Raw genomic sequence first — 17497 nt, 5'->3', positions numbered from 1 at the left:
ATATTTCCATGATTTGCCATGGATAATTGCAATGCCTACCGTTATTACGCACGCTGCTGTTCCGCTTTGTCTGGGCTTAGGCCTGGGAACCAAAGTGATTCCTCCCCGCCTGCTGTTCGCCGGAATTGTCCTCGCCATGCTGCCGGATGCCGACGTGCTGGCGTTCAAGTTCGGCGTCGCGTACGGCAATGTATTCGGCCATCGCGGCTTTACCCACTCCCTGCTGTTCGCCTTTGTGGTGCCGATACTTTGCGTGCTGATTGGCCGACGATGGTTCCGGGCCAGCCTGACGCGGTGCTGGCTGTTTTTGACGGTGTCATTGCTGTCGCACAGTCTGCTGGATTCGATTACCACGGGCGGGAAAGGCGTCGGTTGGCTGTGGCCATGGTCAGATGAACGCTTCTTTGCGCCGTGGCAGGTCATAAAGGTCGCGCCGTTTGCGCTGTCGCGCTACACCACGCCGTACGGGCATCAGGTGATCGTTTCAGAACTGCTGTGGGTGTGGCTGCCGGGAGTAGTGCTGATGGGGTTGCTGTGGTGGAGGCGGAGGTAAAAGAAAAGCCGGGTGGCGGCTACGCCTTATCCGGCCTACTGTCGTGATTTTGTAGGCCCGGTAAGCGTAAGCGCCACCGGGCGTTACAGACCTATTTACGACGCCAGGTGGTGCCCTGTGGGCCATCTTCCAGAATGATACCCATCTCGGTCAGACGGTTGCGCGCCGCATCTGCCGCCGCCCAGTCTTTTGCCTGTCGCGCTTCCAGACGCGCTTTGATCAACGCTTCAATTTCCGCCACTTCACCGTCGTCCGCCTGCGCACCACTCTGCAGGAACACGTCCGGATCCTGCTCCAGCAGGCCGATCACGGAAGAAAGCTTACGCAGATGGGACGCCAGCGCATTCGCCGCGGCCATATCTTCTGACTTCAGGCGGTTCACTTCGCGCGCCATGTCGAACAGCACGGAGTAGGCTTCCGGGGTGTTGAAGTCGTCGTTCATCACCTCAACAAAGCGTGCTTCGAACGCTTCGCCGCCTGCCGCAGGAACAGACCTGTCGGTACCACGCAGCGCGGTGTACAGACGCTCAAGCGCCGAGCGCGCCTGTTTCAGGTTCTCTTCGCTGTAGTTCAGCTGGCTGCGATAGTGGCCGGACATCAGGAAGTAGCGCACGGTTTCCGCGTCGTAATACTTCAGCACGTCGCGCACGGTGAAGAAGTTACCCAGCGATTTAGACATCTTCTCGCGGTCAACCATTACCATCCCGGAGTGCATCCAGTAGTTCACGTACTCGCCGCCGTGAGCGCAGGTGGACTGCGCGATTTCGTTTTCGTGGTGCGGGAACATCAGGTCCGAACCGCCGCCGTGAATGTCGAAGTGCTTGCCCAGTTGCTTGCAGTTCATCGCGGAACACTCAATGTGCCAGCCCGGGCGGCCTTCACCCCACGGGGATGGCCAGCTTGGTTCGCCCTCTTTGGACATTTTCCACAGCACGAAGTCCATCGGGTTACGCTTCACGTCAACCACGTCAACGCGCGCGCCGGCCTGGAGCTGATCCAGATCCTGTCGGGAAAGCACACCGTAGGTTGGGTCCGTCGGCACGGAGAACATCACGTCGCCGTTGTCCGCAACGTAAGCGTGACCGCGTGCGATCAGCTTTTCGGTGATCTCGATGATTTCGTGAATATGATGGGTCGCGCGCGGCTCGCTGTCCGGACGCAGAATATTCAGGGCGTCGAAATCTTTGTGCATTTCGACGATCATACGGTCCACCAGCGCAACGAAGCTTTCGCCGTTTTCATTAGCGCGCTTGATGATTTTGTCGTCGATATCGGTGATATTACACACGTATTTCAGGTTATAGCCCAGAAAACGCAGGTAGCGTGACACCACGTCAAAGGCGACAAAGGTACGGCCATGGCCAATGTGACAGAGATCGTAAACCGTAATACCACACACGTACATGCCGACTTCCCCGGCATGGATAGGTTTAAATTCCTCTTTTTGGCGCGTCATTGTATTAAAGATTTTTAACATCGAAGATTCCATGTAAACACGTGTGTGGTTGAAAGCCAGCTATTCTACCCGTAATTCAAACCCGAAGCAGCACACAATGCAAGGTGATCGCATCCTGTGGTTATGCTATAACAAGCCCCTATAGATGACCCGAACGCGGGTCGACGTACCACAATAACGGAACAGGATGCAAAAATGGTTACTTTCCACACTAATCATGGCGATATCGTAATCAAAACCTTTGATGACAAAGCGCCTGAAACAGTTAAAAACTTCCTGGACTACTGCCGCGAAGGTTTCTACAACAACACCATTTTCCACCGCGTGATCAACGGTTTTATGATCCAGGGCGGCGGTTTTGAACCCGGCATGAACCAGAAAGCCACCAAAGAAGCGATCAAAAACGAAGCAAACAACGGCCTGAAAAACACCCGCGGCACGCTGGCGATGGCCCGTACTCAGGCACCACACTCTGCAACCGCGCAGTTCTTCATTAACGTGGCTGACAACGACTTCCTGAACTTCTCCGGCGAAAGCCTGCAGGGTTGGGGCTACTGCGTATTCGCAGAAGTGGTTGAAGGTATGGACGTGGTTGACAAGATCAAAGCCGTCTCTACTGGCCGCAGCGGTATGCACCAGGACGTTCCTAAAGAAGACGTTGTGATTACCAGCGTGACCGTCAGCGAGTAATTCGTGGCGACACTCTTTATTGCGGATCTGCATCTGCAAACAGAAGAACCGGCGATAACCGCCGGTTTTCTGCGTTTTTTACGCGGTGAAGCGAAAAGCGCCGATGCGCTGTACATCCTGGGCGACCTCTTTGAAGCCTGGATTGGCGACGATGATCCTAACCCGCTGCACCGTGAAATGGCCGCCGCCATTCACGCGCTGGTAGATTCCGGCGTCCCCTGCTACTTCATTCACGGCAACCGTGATTTCCTGATCGGCAAGCGCTACGCCCGCGAAAGCGGCATGACGCTGCTGCCGGAAGAGCAGGTGCTCGACCTCTATGGCCGCAAAGTCCTGATCATGCACGGCGACACGCTCTGCACCGACGATATCGGCTACCTGGCGTTTCGCGCCAAAGTCCACACTCCGTGGATCCAAAAGGTGTTCCTTGCGCTCCCGCTGTTTATCCGCAACCGTATCGCCGCCAGAATGCGCGCGGGCAGTAAAGCCGCCAACAGCAGCAAATCCATGACCATCATGGACGTGAACCCGCAGGCCGTGGTGAGCGTGATGGAGAAGCATGGCGTTCAGTGGTTGATCCACGGTCATACGCATCGTCCTGATGTACATTCTCTGCTGGCCAACGGCGAGCCCGCCCATCGTGTGGTATTGGGGGCCTGGCACACTGAGGGTTCGATGGTCAAAGTCACCCCGGAAGGTGTCGAACTGATCGCTTTTCCGTTTTAACGTTTTCTCATCGTTTCGCTTATTTCTCAGCCACGCAACCGTTTTCCTTGCCCTTATAACATGCTATTCTCTGTGCCCTCGAAAGCAGTGTGTTTCGCACCACAGGAGTTTTAAGACACATGTCTTCCCGCAATAATCCGGCGCGTGTCGCCATCGTGATGGGGTCCAAAAGCGACTGGGCTACCATGCAGTTCGCCGCCGAAATCTTTGAAATCCTGAATGTTCCGCACCACGTTGAAGTGGTCTCCGCGCACCGTACACCGGACAAACTGTTCAGCTTCGCCGAAAGCGCCGAAGAGAACGGTTATGAGGTGATCATTGCCGGTGCGGGCGGCGCAGCACATCTGCCGGGCATGATTGCCGCCAAAACCCTGGTGCCGGTTCTGGGCGTCCCGGTACAAAGCGCCGCGTTAAGCGGTGTGGATAGCCTCTACTCCATCGTCCAGATGCCGCGCGGTATTCCTGTCGGCACGCTGGCGATTGGTAAAGCGGGCGCAGCGAACGCAGCCCTGCTCGCGGCGCAAATTCTTGCGACGCACGATAAAGCATTGCATCAACGTCTGGCGGAGTGGCGTAAAGCCCAGACCGACGAAGTGCTGGACAATCCGGACCCGCGGGGTGCGGCATGAAGCAGGTTTGCGTCCTCGGTAACGGTCAGTTAGGCCGCATGCTGCGTCAGGCCGGTGAGCCGCTGGGTATTGCCGTCTGGCCCGTCGGGCTGGATGCTGAACCTGAAGCCGTACCGTTCCACCAGAGCGTGATTACCGCCGAGATCGAACGCTGGCCGGAAACCGCGCTGACCCGCGAGCTGGCGCGTCATAACGCCTTCGTTAACCGCGACGTCTTCCCAATCATCGCCGACCGTCTGACGCAAAAGCAGCTGTTCGACAAGCTCGGTCTGCCGACCGCGCCGTGGCAGCTCCTGTCCGATAAAAGCGAATGGAATGATGTTTTCGCGATGCTGGGCGAGCTGGCAATCGTGAAGCGCCGCGTGGGCGGTTACGACGGCCGCGGCCAGTGGCGTCTGCGCGCGAACGATACCACCGAACTGCCGGACGACTGCTACGGCGAGTGCATCGTTGAGCAGGGCATCAACTTTAGCGGTGAAGTATCGCTGGTTGGCGCGCGCGGGCACGACGGGCATACCGTCTTTTATCCGCTGACGCATAACCTGCATCAGGACGGCATTTTGCGCACCAGCGTCGCCTTCCCGCACGCCAATGCTGACCAGCAGGCGCAGGCGGAAGAGATGCTCTCTGCCATCATGCACGAACTGGGCTATGTGGGCGTCATGGCGATGGAGTGCTTTATCACCCCGTCCGGCCTGCTGATCAACGAACTTGCGCCGCGCGTGCACAACAGCGGCCACTGGACGCAAAACGGCGCGTCCATCAGCCAGTTCGAGCTGCACCTGCGCGCGATCACCGACCTGCCGCTGCCGCAGCCGGTGGTGGACAGCCCGTCGGTGATGATCAACCTGATCGGCACCGATCTGAACTACGACTGGCTGAAGCTGCCGCTGGTGCATCTGCACTGGTATGACAAAGAGGTTCGCGCGGGTCGTAAGGTCGGTCACCTGAACCTGAACGACAGTGATACCGATCGCCTGAGCGCGACCCTGGAAGCAATGATCCCTCTCCTGCCGCCGGAATATGCGAGTGGTATTGTCTGGGCACAATCAAAGCTCAAGTAAGACATCTGCGCCGGGGAGTTGACCTTCCCCTTCCCCGGCGTACAATCCCCGCCCATTGCTGCTGAGTTTTCTTCTGGAATAACCATGAACGATGGAACGGACTATCGCGCGATCCTCGCGTCTGATACCCCTTTAATCGACGTTCGCGCGCCGATCGAATTTGCCCAGGGCGCGATGCCTGCGGCGTTCAACCTGCCTTTAATGAATGATGACGAGCGCGCTGCCGTCGGCACCTGCTATAAGCGCCAGGGCCCCGAGGCCGCGCTGGCGCTCGGCCATAGTCTGGTGAGCGGCGAGACGCGTGAGGCACGCATCAACGCCTGGCGCCAGGCCAGCCTTGCCCATCCTGAGGGCTTTCTCTGCTGCGCGCGCGGCGGCCAGCGCTCGCATATCTCTCAGGCCTGGCTGAAAGAGGCGGGCATCGACTACCCGCTGATCCGCGGCGGCTATAAGGCCCTGCGTCAGACGGCGATTCAGGTGACGATTGAGCAGTCACAAAAGCCGATGGTGCTTATCGGCGGCTGTACCGGAAACGGTAAAACGCTGCTGGTGAAGCAGCACGCGCAGGGCATCGATCTCGAAGGGCTGGCGCACCACCGCGGTTCGTCGTTTGGCCGCACGCTCACGCCGCAGCTTTCCCAGGCCAGCTTTGAAAACCACCTTGCGGTTAAACTGTTGAAAAAAGACGCCGCGCGCTGGGTGCTGGAAGATGAAGGCCGGATGATTGGCTCCAACCACCTGCCGGAGTGCCTGCGCGACCGCATGGTTGAAGCCCCGATCGTTGTTGTCGAAGACCCGTTTGACGTCCGCCTGGAGCGCCTGCGCGAAGAGTATTTCGACCATATGTGGGCAGATTTTTCTGCTGCCTACGGTGAAGAAGCGGGCTGGAAGGAGTACAGCGAGTATCTGCACCACGGCCTGTTCGCCATTCGCCGCCGTCTGGGGCTGCAGCGGTATGCAGAATTCACCGCGCTGTTAGATTCCGCGCTGTTGGAACAGCAACGCTCTGGCAGCACTGACGCGCACTTCAACTGGCTTGCGCCGCTGCTGAAGGACTATTACGACCCGATGTACGGCTATCAGTTGGAGAAAAAGGCGGAGAAGATTATCTATCGCGGGACGTATGGCGAGGTCGCTGACTGGCTTAATCGCTAAAAGAAAGCCGGGTGGCGGCTACGCCTTACCCGGCCTACATATGCTTTTGTAGCCCCGGTAAGCGCAGCGCCACCGGGGAACAGACGGCTTAGAAGTCGTAACGCAGACGCACCAGGTTCATGTCGCCCAGGTTGTCGGTGCTGGAAGTGAACACGTGTTCGTAATCCACGCGGAAACCGTAATCCAGCTGGAAGCTAATACCCACGCCGTTGTCGATGCGCTGGTAGTTGCGGCCGTTCACGTACTCAATACGGTCGCCCATGAAGTAAGGCTGGATGGATTTAACCGCGTACTGGCCGATTGGGAACTTGTAGCCCGCAAAGTATTCAATACCCCATGCATCACCGGCGAAGTAGTCGTTAACAGACACTTTTTTGGTGGTCAGGAAGTTCTGGTACCAGCCGCCGCCTGCGGAGAAGGTCCAGTTGTCCGGGGTCCAGCTCAGCGCGGTACCGAGGATGTTCTGGTCGTAGGTTTTGCTGTCGCCGTTGTCCGGGTTACGCATGTCCGCACGGGTGTAGTTCCACGCGGCGCCCCAGGTCAGATCGGTGGTCAGGTGATAATCCAGACCCAGCGAGCCGCCGCCTTTACGCTTGTAGCGCAGGCCGTTGCCCGGCAGGTATTCGCTGTCTTCAAACAGGTAAGATGCGTAGATGTCGGCATCGCCCACGGTTTTCTTATATTTCAGCATCTGGCGTGAACGGTAAGAACCGTCGTAATCGCCGTTGATACCGTTACCCGGAGCCTGGCCGATCATGTCGTAGTCCCAGATATCGGTTTTCGCGCCCACCACATCATAGTAAACGCTGTTCTGTTGACCGAAGGTCAGCGTACCCCAGGTATCGCTCTTCAGACCGGTGTAGAGCATACGACGCGTGGTGTCGTGTGCGCCGTCGGCGTAGTGGTGATCCCAGTTAAACTGCGCGGGAATATTGACACCCAGCTCGTAGTAGCTAATCCAGCTGATGTCATCAAACAGGTAGTAATCAGCCGCGAAACGGAAACGGGTGCCGCCGTCAAAGCCGTTACGCTTGTAGCTGTTTTTACCGTCGTCGCCGGTCATGTTCTGGAACTGAGGACGGATACTGCCGCCAACGGTGAAGTTCAGGCGGCTCAGCGGGTTACCCGCCTGAGGATCCTGCTTAAGAACGGTGATTTCCGCCTGAGAAGCGAAGGTAGTCAATGCCACTGCCGCGCCGATCGTTGCCGCCAGCGCTGATTTTTTTATAGTCATTATCTTTCCTTAATAGACACGCTGCTAAATATTTAGCGGGTGAATATTAACTGGAAATAATCGGGCTGTGTGGTCGGGTTTTTAATGTTTTGTGCTACTAAATGAGTGGGTATTATCACTTTGTGCTATTTAAATACTGCACACCGGCATTAAAACCCGGTGCGCAACTATCACTGTTCTAAATCAACTCGCAAACTGACGGAACAGGGCTTTGCCCTTTAACAGCCGCGTGCCGAGCCAGCCTCCGCAGAGAGAAAGCAGCACCGCGCCACAGAGAGGCAGGATCAACCAGAGGCGCCAGTCAGGCTCCCAGGGGAAGTCGAAGACCTTTGTCTGCAGCACCGCCAGCGCCGTCTCTGCACCAATGGCCGCCACCAGACCCGCCACCAGCCCCAGCAGCGCAAACTCGCTCCAGAGCGTCATCCGCAGCAGCCGCTTTCCAGCCCCCAGCGTGCGGTAGACCACCAGCTCCTGATGGCGCTGGCGCATGCCCACCTGCACCTGGGCCAGCAGCAACAGCACGCCGCAGATCGTCACCAGCACCACCATCACCTCCAGCGCGCGGCTCACCTGCTCCAGCACCTGACTGACCTGCTTCAGGATCGCGCCAATATCCAGCAGGCTAACCGTTGGAAACTCCCGGTTTAGCTGGGTCAGCATGCCGTTGCCGTTTTCCCAGCGGAAGCTGGTCAGCCAGCTCTGCGGCTGCCCGTCCAGCGCGTCCGGCGGGAAGATAAAGAAGAAGTTTGGCCGCAGGCTTTCCCAGTCCACTTTACGCAGGCTGGTGACTTTGGCGCTGAAATCCTGGGTATCGCCGGTAAAGGTCACGCTGTCCCCAAGCTTCACGTTCAGGCGCGTCGCCAGCCCCTCCTCCATCGACACTTCCCCCGCTTTTGGCGGCCAGGTGCCGTCGGTTATCGGGTTGTGGTCAGGGCGTTTCTCCTGCCAGGTCAGGTTCAGCTCGCGGTTCAGCGACTCGTCCTTGTTCCCCTCCGTTGGCTGACCGTTGATCTGCGTCAGACGCGCGCGAACGATGGGATAGAACGACTCAGGGATAATGTGATGCTCCGACAGGAAGCCCTTCAGCGGCGTCACCTGCTCAGGCGCGATATTGATCAGGAAATAGTTCGGGCTTTCCGGCGGAAGCTGCTGCTGCCAGCGTTCGAGCAGATCGCCGCGCAGCACTAAAAGCAGCGCCAGCAGCATAAACGACAGCGAAAAGGCCGACAGCTGGCTGAGCGTTGACCACGGCTGATGCAGCAGGCGGTTGACCGCCAGGCGCATGGGCAGGGATTTTACCGTCAGTCGTTTCAGGACGTTAAGCAGTATCCAGCCCAGCACGCCGCACAGCAGCGCCAGCACAACCGCCCCGGCCAGTACCGCCCACAACAGCGTGCTGCCCCCCATCAGCCAGGCCAGCAGCCCCACCGCCACCGCAATAATCACCGGAAGGTAGAACTTCAGCGACCAGACGTTCGCCACCACATCGTTACGGAGCACGCGCAGCGGCTGCGTCGCGAGCAGCAGTCGGTACGGGCGTAGCCCTACCAGCAGCGAAATCACCGTCATCGCGCCGATTGCCCATAGCCAGGGCCAGAGGCTGGCCGGCGGCAATGCGGCCGGGAGCACCGGTTTCAGCATCACCATCAGCAGTTTTTCAAACAGCAGCCCCATTATTCCGCCGGTCAGCGCGGAGAGGACCAGCACCATCAGCCACTGGCCGACGATCAGCTTGCGCAGCTGCGCCCGGCCTGCGCCGAGGGTTTTGAGGATCGCCACCAGGTCGTAGCGGCTGCGGCAGTAGTGCCCCATCGCCACGGCAACCGCCGCCACCGCCAGCAGCAGGGTCAACAATGCCGACAGCAGCAGGAACTGCTGAGAACGCTCCAGAGATTTACCCAGCGCCCCTTCGTCCTGCTCCAGACCATACCAGCGGTGTTCCGGTTTTAACTGCGGCAGAAGCCACTTTTCATACGCGTCAAGCTGGGCAGGCGTGCCGCCAAACTTATAGCGCCAGGTGACGCGGCTTCCCGGCTGAACGGCATGGGTTGCCGCAACATCCGCGGTGTTCATCAGCAGGCGCGGCGCAAGCTGGAAGGGGTTAAAACCGCCGTCGGGCTCCTGCACCACTTCCCCGGCAATTTTGAGGGTGGCGTCGCCGACGTCGATACTGTCGCCGGGCTTTAGGTTCAGAAGCGCCATCAGACGAGATGCCAGCAGCACCGTACCAGGCGTCGGCTTTAACCCGGGCGGGCTGGTTTGTAAGTCACCGTACATCGGGTAGATGTCATCCACGGCCTTCACGCTGGCAAGCTGCGGCGTGTCGCCCGCAAAGGTCATGGTCTGGAAGGTTATCTGCTCCCCCAGCTTCAGCCCTTCTTTGCGCGCTTTTTCAATCCAACCCGACGGTACCGGGCGGGAGCTTTGCAGCGTCCTGTCCCCCGCCATAAACTCCCGGCTCTGCTGGCTGAGCCCTTTTTCCATGCGGTCGCTGACGCTGCCGAGCGCCAGCACGCAGGCCACCGCCAGGCTGAGCGCCAGCCAGACGATCAGCAGCGAGGGGGAACGCCACTCGCGCCAAAACCAGCGGGTAATCATGCCTCCTCCTGAAGAATACCGTTGACCAGCCGCAGGCGACGGTCGCAGCGGGCGGCGAGCTGAGGATCGTGGGTCACGAGGATCAGGGTGGTGCCGTGCTCGCGGTTGAGCGAAAACAGCAGGTCCGCAATTCGGTCTCCGGTTTTACGGTCAAGGTTACCGGTGGGCTCATCGGCAAACAGCACTTCCGGGCGGCCGTTAAACGCCCGCGCCAGCGCCACGCGCTGCTGCTCCCCGCCGGAAAGCTGCGCGGGAAGATGGTCGAGACGTTTCCCCAGACCGAGCTGTTCCAGCAGCGCCTTCGCATGCGTGCGGCTTTCACGGCTATTTTCACCGCGCAGAAGCGCCGGGAGTTCGACGTTTTCCAGCGCGTTCAGGGTCGGGATCAGCATAAAAGATTGAAAAACAAAACCAACGTGACGCGCGCGCAGCGCGGCCCGCGCCTCTTCATCAAGCTGATGCAGCGGCTGCCCGACAAGGTGGACCTCGCCGCTGCTGCCGTCGTCCAGACCGGCTAAAATCGCCAGCAGCGTGGACTTACCAGAACCGGATTCGCCAATCAGCGCGATGGTTTCAGCGCGTTTGACAACGAGTTCAACTCCAGTAAGGATGGAAAGCTCGTGTTCCCCCTGACCGACGGACTTCTTAAGATGATGAACTTCAACACTGTTTTCCGCTGGCATTTGCCCTTCCTGTTTTTGATTCTGATGACCTTCCGCGCGGCGGCAGCGGACACGTTACTGGTTCTCGGCGACAGCCTGAGCGCAGGCTATCGCATGGCGGCCAGCGCGGCCTGGCCCGCCCTGCTTAATGACAAATGGCAGAGCAAGACGTCGGTAATCAACGCCAGCATCAGCGGTGATACCTCGCAGCAGGGCATGTCGCGCCTGCCTGCGCTGCTCAAACAGCACCAGCCGCGCTGGGTGCTGGTGGAGCTTGGCGGTAATGATGGATTGCGCGGTTTCCAGCCTCAGCAAACCGAGCAGACGCTGCGCACCATTTTGCAGGACATTAAGGCGGCAAACGCTCAACCGCTGCTGATGCAAATTCGCCTGCCCGCCAACTACGGTCGTCGGTATAATGAAGCCTTTAGCGCGATCTACCCTAAGCTTGCCAAAGAGTTTGATATTCCGCTGCTGCCATTTTTCATGGAAGAGGTCTATCTCAAACCCCAGTGGATGCAAGACGACGGGATCCACCCCAATCGCGATGCTCAGCCGTTTATTGCCGACTGGATGGCAACGCGGCTGGCTCCTTTAGTTAAACATGACTCCTGATTAAGCGGAGATCCTGACAGGTAAAGTTATGCAAAAATCGGTCTTAATTACAGGATGTTCCAGTGGAATCGGCCTGGAAAGCGCGCTTGAACTGAAGCGCCAGGGGTTTCGGGTCCTGGCGGCCTGTCGCAAACCCGACGATGTCGAACGCATGAACGGACTGGGCTTTACCGGCGTGCTGCTGGATATGGACTCGCCGGAGAGCGTTGAACGCGCCGCCGATGAAGTGATCGCGCTGACCGACAATCGTCTGTACGGGCTCTTTAACAATGCCGGCTACGGCGTGTATGGCCCGCTGGATACGCTCTCCCGAGAAACGCTGGAGAAACAGTTTTCGACCAATTTCTTCGGCGTGCATCAGCTCACCATGCGTCTGCTCCCCGCGATGCTGCCCCACGGTGAAGGGCGCATCGTGATGACATCGTCAGTGATGGGGCTGATTTCCACCCCGGGCCGCGGCGCCTACGCCGCCAGCAAATATGCGCTGGAGGCCTGGTCCGACGCCCTGCGCATGGAGCTGCGCCACAGCGGCATTAAGGTCAGCCTGATTGAACCCGGCCCGATCCGCACCCGCTTTACCGAAAACGTGAACCAGACCCAGGCGGATAAACCGGTCGAGAACCCCGGTATTGCCGCACGTTTTACCCTCGGGCCAGAGGCGGTGGTGGCCAAAGTGCGCCATGCTTTTGAAAGCGAACACCCCAAAATGCGCTATCCGGTGACGCTGGTCACCCACGCCGTAGGCTGGTTAAAACGCCTGCTGCCGGGCCGGATGATGGACAAAATTTTACACGGCTGAGTTGAAGCGACGACGCGCATCCCCATGTAAAGAACAAACCGACAAAAGAGAAAGCCGCATGTCCGTACAGAATATCGTCAATATTACAGAAGCTAACCTGCAACAGACCCTTGAACAGTCGATGACCAAACCGGTCCTGTTCTACTTCTGGTCTGAACGCAGCCAACACTGCCTGCAGCTGACGCCGGTGCTGGAGAGCCTTGCCGCCCAGTACAACGGTCAGTTCATTCTCGCTAAGCTGGACTGTGACGCCGAGCCGATGGTGGCGTCCCAGTTTGGTCTGCGCGCCATTCCTACCGTCTATCTGTTCCAGAACGGCCAGCCTGTTGATGGCTTCCAGGGGCCGCAGCCGGAAGAAGCTATCCGCGCCCTGCTGGATAAGGTGCTGCCGCGCGAAGAAGAGCTGAAAGCGCAGGAAGGTATGGCGCTGATGCAGGAAGGCAAATACGACGAGGCGCTGCCGCTGCTCAAAGACGCATGGCAGCTGTCGAATCAGAACAGCCAGATTGGCCTGCTGCTGGCGGAAACGCAGATCGCCCTGCACCGTTCAGAAGACGCGGAAGCCGTACTCAAAACGGTTCCGCTGCAGGATCAGGACACCCGCTATCAGGGGCTGGTCGCACAAATTGAGCTACTGAAACAGGCGGCGGATACCCCGGAAATTCAGCAGTTGCAGCAGCAGGTCGCCGACAACCCGGCCGACGCCGCGCTGGCAAGCCAGCTGGCGCTGCAGCTACACCAGGTGGGCCGTAACGAAGAGGCGCTGGAACTGCTGTTCAGCCATCTGCAAAAAGACCTCGCCGCCGCAGACGGTCAGGCGCGCAAGATGTTCCAGGAGATTCTGGCTGCGCTGGGCACCGGAGACGCGCTGGCGTCGAAGTATCGTCGTCAGCTGTACGCGTTGTTATATTGATGCACTTTGCCCGGTGGCGGCTTCGCCTTACCGGGCCTACAAAAGCCGATGTTATCCCGTCTTTTTCAACTGCGTCACCACCAGCTGGTGGCGCGCGTTGTAGAACTTCCGATAGGTCAGGTAACAGGCAATGATGGTGGACAGGCTTGCCGTAGAAAGCAGCATAAACGTCACCATGATCTGATACTTAATCGCTTTTACCGGATCGATACCGGCAAAAATCAGCCCCGACATCATGCCCGGTAGGCTCACCAGTCCCACCGTTTTGGCTGAATCTACCGTCGGGATCAGCGATGAGCGAATGCTCTCACGAATCAGCCGCGCCGAGGCCACTTTAGGCGTCGCCCCCAGGCTTAATTTCTCCTGTAGCTGCTGCTGTTCACTGCTGAAACGCTGGCCGAGATTGTTATAACACAGCCCAACGGCCACCATGGCGTTCCCCGCAATCATCCCCGAGATGGGGATAACCTGCATCGGCGTAAACGCAATCGAGCCGGAGAGCACCAGCACCGCCAGCGTGAGCGCCGTCCCGGTGGTAATGGCGATAAACGACGAGATAAACGCCTTATCAATGTATTTACTGCGCTTTTTCGCATTCCACGCCGCGTTGAAACAGATAAAGAGCACCATCAGCAGCGTCAGCACCGCGTGGTTAACGTTGAATATATACTTCAGCACATAGCCGACGATGATGAGCTGAATCACCGCGCGGCAGATACTCCACACAATATCTTTTTCCAGCCCAAGCTTTTCCCGGTAGCTGACCACAATCGCAATCAATACCAGCACCATCGAAAACGCCAGGGATTCATTAGTAATATTATGTTCACCCACGGTTAGCCTCCTGCATTTTCCCGCCGTGCGGCTGAAGCGTAATCACGTCATCCGCATGGGTAATTTCGTTAGCGTCGTGCGTCACCCACAGCACGGCAATATTCTGCTCCCGGGCGTAGCGATGAATAATCTCGTTGACGTTGCGTTTGTTGGCGTCATCAAGCGCGCTGGTAATTTCGTCCAGCAAAAGCACCTTCGGTAAAAATTGAAGATTACGGATCAGCGAGACGCGCTGCTTTTCTCCTCCCGACAGCGCATTGATGGATTTGGTTAACGTCTCCTGCGCCAGGCCAAAGCGGGCCAGATCACTGATAAATTTTTCCGGCTCCGGCGTTTTATTGCGGATTTGCCACGGGAAAATCAGGTTGTCATAAACCGTATTGCCAAAAAGCGCGGGGGTTTGCACGCAATAGGAGACCTGCTGGCGGTAGCTTTCCGGGGACAGTGCTGCGATATCCTGTCCTTCAAACTGAATGGTTCCCTCCGTCGGGCTGAGGAGTGAGGCCACAATCTTCAGCAGCGTGCTTTTACCGCAGCCCGAAGGTCCCGTGATTAATTTAAACTCGCCCGGTGACAGGCTAAACCCGACGTGCTGCAGGATAATGTTTTCCCCGACACGAAATCCGATATCCCTGAGATGTAATAGCTTTTTTTTATCGTTCATTACGCTTCCGTTAACCGCTTATTGTAAGAAACGTCTGTAGCATAATCCTTTCGCCTGCACAGAGCGAATAGCCTCACGCTAAAGCAAGTGTTAAACTTTTTGTTTGTTATTTGTCACTACCATCACTACAGGAAGTAAGCAGCATGGCACATATCTTTTATGAGTTTCCTTCCCTGAAGCCTGGTGTTCCTGATGTCGAAACATTAATGGAAGTCATCAAATCGTCGGAACTCACGCGTTTTGTCATTGGTGCAGAGGTGGTGGATTTTGTTAAGAAGGCGCTCATCGTGAACACCACGATCGGCAGTTTCAAAAATTGCTATTTCGCCTTCGACAACGGGACACACTTCCTGGAATTTGACGGTAAAGGAAAATCAAAACGTTTCAGTGAGGTACCCGACTGGTTCGTCTCTCCGGCTGAATTTTCCCGTACCCAGTGGCTTATCAACCACAATCTTGCGGATGTGAAAGCCACCCGGTTCATTGACGTGCTGATGTCCTACCCGCTGAAAGAGCGCCGCGCGCACTGTAATTTGTTATTCGGGCTGGAGCTGGAAAAGGTGAATGCGGTTTCGGCCGCAGCGTCGAAGGCAGGTAAAATCGGCAATAAGAACGGTAAAACCACCAAACCGCGCGTGACCGATCTGGGATCGTTTGAATTGTTCAGCCAGTTCTTTGCACGCATGAAAACTGCCGTGCTGGCCGATGAGTTTCCGACTCTGCAGGTCCTGACGGGCATGGATAACCTGACAAAAGCACCGCATAATTTAAAGCAGGGTATCAGAACGTGGTTCAAAGCCATCGCGGGCGACCTTCCACCGAATAACAAACGCGTAGAAGCAGGGAATGCGGTTCTGTTCTGCGCCCCTGTCCGCGAACAGATCCAGCGTATCGAAGCGCTGGGGCTGGAGAAGTACTACCAGGGATTATCCAAAGCCATTGCCGAAGCGGGTGATGGATTCATCTCTGACTTTACCTATACTTACGAGCAATAAACACACACATCTCTCGTCACAGCATGCAAAACAGGAGGTTTTTATGCTTATCGTTGTTCCTGTCCTTATTTTCGTTGCGCTGGTTATTGTGGGCGCAGGCGTCAAAATTGTCCCTCAGGGTTATCAGTGGACCGTTGAGCGTTTCGGTCGATACACCAACACTCTCCAGCCGGGCTTAAGCCTGATTGTTCCGTTCATGGACAGAATTGGTCGCAAGATCAACATGATGGAACAGGTGCTAGACATTCCTTCTCAGGAGATCATCTCCAAAGATAACGCCAACGTCACCATCGACGCCGTCTGCTTTATTCAGGTGATTGATGCGCCGAAAGCGGCCTATGAGGTCAGCAACCTGGAGCTGGCGATTGTCAACCTGACGATGACCAACATCCGTACCGTGCTCGGCTCGATGGAGCTGGACGAAATGCTTTCCCAGCGCGACAGCATCAATACCCGTCTGCTGCACATTGTCGACGAGGCAACGAACCCGTGGGGGATCAAGGTCACCCGTATCGAGATCCGCGACGTGCGTCCACCGGCGGAGCTGATTGCCTCCATGAACGCCCAGATGAAAGCCGAGCGAACCAAGCGCGCCTACATTCTGGAAGCCGAAGGGGTGCGTCAGGCGGAGATCCTCAAAGCGGAAGGGGAAAAACAGTCGCAGATCCTGAAAGCGGAAGGCGATCGTCAGTCCGCATTTTTACAGGCGGAAGCGCGTGAACGTTCGGCAGAAGCGGAAGCCCGTGCGACGCAGATGGTCTCCGAGGCGATTGCCGCCGGTGATATCCAGGCCGTGAACTACTTTATCGCGCAAAAATATACCGACGCGCTAAAACAGATCGGCTCCGCGAACAACAGCAAAGTGGTGATGATGCCGCTGGAGGCCAGCAGCCTGATGGGCTCTATCGCCGGTATTGCCGAACTGATTAAAGACAGCGGAAACGAGCGTAAAAAATGATTGAGCTGATCGTTGCACATCCTCATGCCTTCTGGCTAAGCCTCGGTGGCTTATTGCTGGCGGCGGAGATGCTGGGCGGCAACGGCTACCTGCTCTGGAGCGGTGTTGCCGCTGTCATTACTGGCCTTCTGGTCTGGATCCTTCCGCTGGACTGGGCGTGGCAGGGCGCACTGTTTGCCGTGCTCACGCTGGTGGCCGCGTGGCTGTGGTGGCGCTGGCTAAACCGGCGGGTTAACGAGCAGAAGCCGCTGGACGCGCATCTCAACCAGCGCGGACAGCAGATTGTCGGTAAGCGTTTTACGCTCGACACCGCGCTGGTGAACGGACGCGGGCATATGCGCGTGGGCGACAGCTCGTGGCCGGTGGTCGCCGACGACGACCTCAGCGCCGGCACGCGGGTTGAGGTCATTGCGGTGGAAGGCATTACCCTGCGGGTGAAAGCCTGTTAGGCAGAAGCCTTACGATGACAGCAGCCGGCAAGATTGTCGATAATCGGGCAGTCGGCGCTGTCATCCCCCGGACAGGATTCCGCAAGCTGCAGCAGCTGTTCCCGCATCGCCTGCAGCTCGATGATGTGGCGTTCGATCTCGGCCACTTTTTCCAGCGTGCGTTTTTTCACGTCGGCGCTGTGACGCTTCGGATCGTTAAACAGGTTAACCAGCTCGCCGCACTCTTCCAGATTAAAACCGACCTGCCTTGCCTGGCGCAGTAGCGTCAGTTCATCAATATGCAGTTTCGTATAGCTGCGGTAGCCGTTTTCGCTGCGCAGCGGTGGCGTCACTAGCCCCTTCTCTTCATAAAAGCGGATTGCCTTGCTGGTTAAGCCGGTTTTTTTTGCCACGTCACTGATATTCACATTTCCCCCTTGACCTTCCCCTTGATGGAAGGTTTAACCTTCATAACAGTTAGCGAAAAGCGTTACTCCGGTCAACTACTGACCAGTTCATTATAC

19 protein-coding genes are annotated in these 17497 nt (G+C 57.4%); 12 read left to right on the top strand and 7 right to left on the bottom strand.

Going from position 1 to position 17497, the window contains the following annotated elements; translation table 11 throughout:
• Positions 1–31 precede the first annotated feature (31 nt).
• Positions 32–553 (top strand): metal-dependent hydrolase, encoded by a 522-nt coding sequence (locus tag V1566_RS08350; RefSeq protein WP_047648510.1) that lies wholly within the window; start codon positions 32–34, stop codon positions 551–553.
• Positions 554–644: 91 nt separating this feature from the next.
• On the opposite strand, the gene cysS is transcribed toward V1566_RS08350, so the two are convergent.
• On the bottom strand, positions 645–2030 hold the full coding sequence (cysS, locus tag V1566_RS08345) for a cysteine--tRNA ligase (protein ID WP_395305567.1): 1386 nt from the start codon (positions 2028–2030) through the stop codon (positions 645–647).
• Positions 2031–2204: 174 nt separating this feature from the next.
• Here cysS and ppiB point away from each other — a divergent pair, with 174 nt between their 5' ends.
• The 5 genes from ppiB to mnmH all read left to right on the top strand — a co-directional run bounded on the left by ppiB (position 2205) and on the right by mnmH (position 6273).
• Positions 2205–2699 (top strand): peptidylprolyl isomerase B, encoded by a 495-nt coding sequence (gene ppiB / locus V1566_RS08340; protein WP_023334762.1) that lies wholly within the window; start codon positions 2205–2207, stop codon positions 2697–2699.
• Between the two features lie 3 nt (positions 2700–2702).
• Complete coding sequence (gene lpxH, locus V1566_RS08335) at positions 2703–3425, top strand: UDP-2,3-diacylglucosamine diphosphatase (RefSeq protein WP_395305566.1); 723 nt, start codon at positions 2703–2705, stop codon at positions 3423–3425.
• A 119-nt stretch (positions 3426–3544) separates the two neighbouring features.
• Positions 3545–4054: a 5-(carboxyamino)imidazole ribonucleotide mutase gene (gene purE, locus V1566_RS08330; protein ID WP_014882834.1), complete on the top strand. Its 510-nt coding sequence runs from the start codon at positions 3545–3547 to the stop codon at positions 4052–4054.
• A complete protein-coding gene (gene purK, locus V1566_RS08325; protein WP_395305565.1) occupies positions 4051–5118 on the top strand; it encodes a 5-(carboxyamino)imidazole ribonucleotide synthase in 1068 nt (355 codons plus the stop codon). Before purE ends, purK begins: the two co-directional genes overlap by 4 nt.
• A gap of 84 nt (positions 5119–5202) precedes the next feature.
• Positions 5203–6273 (top strand): tRNA 2-selenouridine(34) synthase MnmH, encoded by a 1071-nt coding sequence (mnmH, locus tag V1566_RS08320; protein WP_395305564.1) that lies wholly within the window; start codon positions 5203–5205, stop codon positions 6271–6273.
• A gap of 88 nt (positions 6274–6361) precedes the next feature.
• Here mnmH and V1566_RS08315 read toward each other — a convergent pair whose 3' ends face one another.
• From V1566_RS08315 to ybbA, 3 genes are all read right to left on the bottom strand, one after another.
• Positions 6362–7507, bottom strand: a complete 1146-nt coding sequence (locus V1566_RS08315; RefSeq protein WP_023310628.1) for a porin — start codon at positions 7505–7507, stop codon at positions 6362–6364.
• Positions 7508–7690: 183 nt separating this feature from the next.
• The gene (gene ybbP, locus V1566_RS08310; protein WP_395305563.1) at positions 7691–10105 is read right to left on the bottom strand and encodes a putative ABC transporter permease subunit YbbP; all 2415 of its coding nucleotides are present in this window, start codon (positions 10103–10105) and stop codon (positions 7691–7693) included.
• Positions 10102–10788 carry a putative ABC transporter ATP-binding protein YbbA gene (gene ybbA / locus V1566_RS08305; protein WP_032642011.1) on the bottom strand — a complete coding sequence of 229 codons (687 nt, stop codon included), beginning with the start codon at positions 10786–10788 and terminating at the stop codon, positions 10102–10104. The genes ybbP and ybbA overlap by 4 nt, the downstream gene beginning before the upstream one ends.
• Between ybbA and tesA the strand changes: the two genes are divergently transcribed.
• The 3 genes from tesA to V1566_RS08290 are packed head-to-tail and all read left to right on the top strand — an operon-like array spanning position 10759 to position 13094.
• Positions 10759–11382 (top strand): multifunctional acyl-CoA thioesterase I/protease I/lysophospholipase L1, encoded by a 624-nt coding sequence (gene tesA, locus V1566_RS08300; RefSeq protein ID WP_395305966.1) that lies wholly within the window; start codon positions 10759–10761, stop codon positions 11380–11382. The two genes, ybbA and tesA, sit on opposite strands and share 30 nt — an antisense overlap.
• Before the next feature lie 28 nt (positions 11383–11410).
• Positions 11411–12181, top strand: a complete 771-nt coding sequence (locus V1566_RS08295; protein ID WP_014882827.1) for an SDR family oxidoreductase — start codon at positions 11411–11413, stop codon at positions 12179–12181.
• Positions 12182–12239: 58 nt separating this feature from the next.
• Positions 12240–13094 (top strand): co-chaperone YbbN, encoded by an 855-nt coding sequence (locus V1566_RS08290; protein WP_024906867.1) that lies wholly within the window; start codon positions 12240–12242, stop codon positions 13092–13094.
• Between the two features lie 51 nt (positions 13095–13145).
• On the opposite strand, the gene fetB is transcribed toward V1566_RS08290, so the two are convergent.
• Positions 13146–13928: an iron efflux ABC transporter permease subunit FetB gene (gene fetB, locus V1566_RS08285; protein ID WP_047650470.1), complete on the bottom strand. Its 783-nt coding sequence runs from the start codon at positions 13926–13928 to the stop codon at positions 13146–13148.
• Positions 13921–14592 carry an iron efflux ABC transporter ATP-binding subunit FetA gene (gene fetA, locus V1566_RS08280; RefSeq protein ID WP_395305562.1) on the bottom strand — a complete coding sequence of 224 codons (672 nt, stop codon included), beginning with the start codon at positions 14590–14592 and terminating at the stop codon, positions 13921–13923. Before fetA ends, fetB begins: the two co-directional genes overlap by 8 nt.
• 143 nt (positions 14593–14735) lie before the next feature.
• Between fetA and V1566_RS08275 the strand changes: the two genes are divergently transcribed.
• From V1566_RS08275 to V1566_RS08265, 3 genes are read left to right on the top strand one after another with little or no spacing between them, the layout of a single operon-like run.
• A complete protein-coding gene (locus V1566_RS08275) occupies positions 14736–15587 on the top strand; it encodes a hypothetical protein (RefSeq protein WP_395305561.1) in 852 nt (283 codons plus the stop codon).
• A 43-nt stretch (positions 15588–15630) separates the two neighbouring features.
• Positions 15631–16545, top strand: a complete 915-nt coding sequence (locus V1566_RS08270) for an SPFH domain-containing protein (RefSeq protein ID WP_395305560.1) — start codon at positions 15631–15633, stop codon at positions 16543–16545.
• A complete protein-coding gene (locus V1566_RS08265; protein WP_032661457.1) occupies positions 16542–16994 on the top strand; it encodes an NfeD family protein in 453 nt (150 codons plus the stop codon). Before V1566_RS08270 ends, V1566_RS08265 begins: the two co-directional genes overlap by 4 nt.
• Here V1566_RS08265 and cueR read toward each other — a convergent pair.
• The gene (cueR, locus tag V1566_RS08260; protein WP_032661458.1) at positions 16991–17401 is read right to left on the bottom strand and encodes a Cu(I)-responsive transcriptional regulator; all 411 of its coding nucleotides are present in this window, start codon (positions 17399–17401) and stop codon (positions 16991–16993) included. The two genes, V1566_RS08265 and cueR, sit on opposite strands and share 4 nt — an antisense overlap.
• Between the last annotated feature and the right edge of the window lie 96 nt (positions 17402–17497).

Source organism: Enterobacter sp. ECC-019, from assembly GCF_043974075.1.
Lineage (GTDB): Bacteria > Pseudomonadota > Gammaproteobacteria > Enterobacterales > Enterobacteriaceae > Enterobacter > Enterobacter asburiae_D.
Note: the sequence above shows the minus strand (reverse complement) of the source record. Positions and strands in the feature narration are given on the sequence as shown.